Source organism: Flavobacterium sp. LC2016-13, assembly GCF_009707955.1.
GTDB lineage: Bacteria > Bacteroidota > Bacteroidia > Flavobacteriales > Flavobacteriaceae > Flavobacterium.
Genome location: NZ_WMDQ01000033.1, coordinates 1 through 3,659, shown reverse-complemented (window position 1 = coordinate 3,659; position 3,659 = coordinate 1). Strand labels below are relative to the sequence as shown.

Annotated in this window: 1 protein-coding gene; it reads right to left on the bottom strand. The window is 36.5% G+C overall.

Features of this window, described 5'->3' with window-relative positions; translation table 11 throughout:
- A partial coding sequence (locus GKZ86_RS25130; protein WP_195936701.1) for a SprB repeat-containing protein occupies window positions 1-3,659 on the bottom strand: 3,659 nt, incomplete at both ends.

The window sequence follows — 3,659 nt, the reverse complement described above, 5'->3', positions numbered from 1 at the left end:
CCTGTAAATATTCCACTTGTAGCTCCTGTAACGTTTGTTGTTGCACTTGCCGGTGAAAGTATTGCGTAATTTAATGTTCCAACACCATTAGTAGTCGTTATTGTAACGGTACTTGTTGTGTTAGCTGCCGGAGCACAATAAATTGGCGTTCCGGTAATATTTGTAATCGTTGGCGGGTTCAACGCTGGAATATTAACTCCATTTGTTAAAGTGAAAATACACCCTTTGGCATCTTTAACTAAAACATTAAACGTTATACCAACAAATGACTCATAAGTATTTGTAGTAGAATAATTTGTACCATCAAAACTGTATAAATAAGGCGCTGTACCTTGTGATGCAGTTACTGTTACAACAGCTTTTGTTGGTGCGTTTCCAGTTGTACATGTTAATGCAGTTGTAATTGCAGATGTAGCTGTTAAAGCAGTTGGCTGAGTAATTGTAATTGCAGGGTTTGAATACAGACATGATTTAGCATCTCTAACTGTAACAATGTAAGTAGTTCCAGCAATTAATCCTGTAAATACATTTGATGTCTGGAATGTTCCTCCATCTAATTGATATTGGTATGGACCAACACCTGAAGTTACATTTACTGTAATTGTACCATCGTTACCACCATTACAACTAACATTTGTTTGTACAGTTGTAAATACTGTTGGCTGTACAGGATCTAATGTGAAAGTTGTAGTTGCCTGACATGCAACTGGTAACTTAGCATCACTTACTCTAAAGATATAATTACCAAGTACACTTGTAGAAAGAACATTTGATGGCATAGTAACATAAGTACCTCCACCATCTGTAGAATACTCATAAGTATACGCTGTATTGTATCCACCAGTTGCAGTCAATGTAATTTGTGCGTTTGGTGTAGCAGTACAATCTAGTTCTTTCGTAAGTTGTGCAGTTAAGAATAATTGCGGTTTAACTTCATAAGCAACAGTTGCTGTACAACCATTACCATCTTTAATCACTAAATTATAAATACCTGCTGCATTAAATGTAAAGTTTGGACTTGTTTGGAAAGTACTTCCGTTTACACTATAAGTAGCTGCTCCTACAATTGCGGGATCAACAGTTCCTGTAATTGCTATTGTGAATGGAGTACCATTATAACAAATAGTTGCAGGTGCAGTGATCGTTGGATCAGCATCTTTATCTAAAGTTACTGCAGCTTGTTTAATACAGCCGTATGCATCTTTTACATAAGCTATATAACTTCCTGCATCTCTATTAAATGTATTATTACTTGCCCAACCTGCACTTGCTGCAGTTGGAGCAGTAGCTGAAGCTAATAATAATTGATAAGTATATGGAGCCGTACCATCTTTGCCTATTGCAGTTATAACTCCTGAAGCAGGATTACAATTTGCATTTTTAGATACTGAAGCTGTAAGTGATAAATCAATTGCAGATTGAGTAATGTCAAATGATACTGTAGCAACACTACATCCGGCATGTGTTGCACCGGCAGTTTCTCTAACTACTACAATATAATTTCCAAAGTTTAATGGTCCTAAATTAGAAACCGTCAAACTTCCGTTTGCAGGAACTGAACCTGTTCCTGTTATTCCTGTACTAACCATACTTAGAGAATTGAAAATCTCATAGCTAATTGGTGTAGCAGCAGGATAAACGCTATTTATTGTAAAAGTTACATTTCCGTTAGCACTTCCTCTACAAGTAATGTTGTTTGCTGTAAGCGCACTCGTAGTTAGTGTTGAATTTGTTGGAATAGGAGTTGTTGCTGATTCGTAATAGTAACAACCTGTTCCTGCATCATGTACAATAAAAGTATATTTAACACCTGGAATTAAATTAGGTATTGTTGTTTTCTTACTTCCTATTGCATCTTCATTATACCATGGTAAAGTAGTTGGTGAAGTATATGTCATACCCGGACCACTGTAAATTGCAAAGTGGAAAGGACCAGGACCAGTAATATTAGTAGAAGACGCTCCAATCGCCACAACAGCTGAACCTAAAGTAGAACAATCTGCAGGTGGAGGTGTCACCGTAATATCTAAATCCTGTGGTGGTGATGCAACTAATATATTCTGAACAATTTTAGAACAACCATTTGCGTCTGTAACTATAATTTCATAAAAACCAAAATCAACAACTTCAAACACAGCTGTAGCACCAGTTTGATTTGTAATTTGTTTGTTATAACCATTTACTCCTGTTACGTGATAGATGTAATTTGGAGTTCCACCACTAACCGAATTAATTGTAATAGATCCTAATGAAACACCACCAGCCGCACACGTAATTGGAGTTACAGAATGACTAATTGCAATAATAGTAGGTTGTGCAATAGGAATAATAAAAGTATCTGTACATCCTTTTGCGTCAGTAACAGTAACTGTATAACTACCTGCTGCTAAACCAGATGTTTGTGTTCCGTAATTAACTCCTGTTGTTGTATTTAAAACTGTGTATACAAATGGAGCTTGTCCTTTTGAATTATCAATCGTAATTTCAATTGCAGCTGTAGCATCTCCATTACAAGAAATAAATGCTGTTTGTACAACGTTTGTAATATCAGGATTAACCGTAGGTGTAATTATGATTGGAGTTGTAGTAACAATTGTACAACCCTTAGCATCTGTAACTCTGAAAGTATAACTTCCCGGAGTCGTTGTATTGAAAACATTAGAAGCCATATTCGTATATACTCCCGCAGCTTCTTTATATTGATATGTATATGGTGTGCTTCCGCCTGTTGCTGTTAAAGTAACCTGAGCAGCAGTTGGAACTGAACATGTAATGTCTTTGTCTAATGCAGCATTTAATGTCAATACATTATCAACTATAACAACATTACTATCAGCCGTACATCCGTTACCGTCTTTAATTTTAACGATATAACTTCCTGGTGTAGTAATAACAAATGTATTACCTGCTTGGTATGAAGCACCATTGTTTATGCTGTAGCTTAAAGGTGCAACTAAACCAGTACCTGGTGTTGCGGTAATTGTGTAGCTTCCTACTCCAAAACACTGACCTGCAGCTGAAGCCGTAACTGTTGGCACAACATCTTTTGCAATTGTAATATCTAATTTGAATGTACAACCGTTTGCATCAATGATATGAACATCCCAACTTGTGTTTACTGCAGCATCTAAATTAGCAGTATTAGAGTTAGAATATGTACCTATTGGAGCATTGTTTTGTACAAATGAATATCTGTAAACTGGTGAACCTCCTGTAACAGTAACTGTTACACCAGAAGTCGTAACAGAACAATTTCCGTTTACAGTTGTATAAGTTGCAGCTAAAGCAGCTGGTTGGTTAATAGTAACCGCAGCTGTTGCTGTACATCCTGTTGCATTATCTGTAACAATCACAGTATAAGTACCTGCAACAAGAGTTGTTAAATTAATTATTGAAGCCGTTTGTGCTGTAACAGCAGTTCCTCCGTTTACAGTGTAACTGTAAGTAGAAGCAAAACCTGCAACATTAAATCTTGCTGCACCTGTGTTTCCTGCGTTACATAATACATCGCTTATTTTAGAACCAATAAGCGTTATTGGAGTAACCGGATTTATTGTATGAGCTTCTGTGTAGAAACATCCGTTTGCATCTGTAACCTTAAACATGTAAGTTCCAGGAGCAAGGTTTGCAAAAGCATTTGATGTTTGTTTGGCAATAAT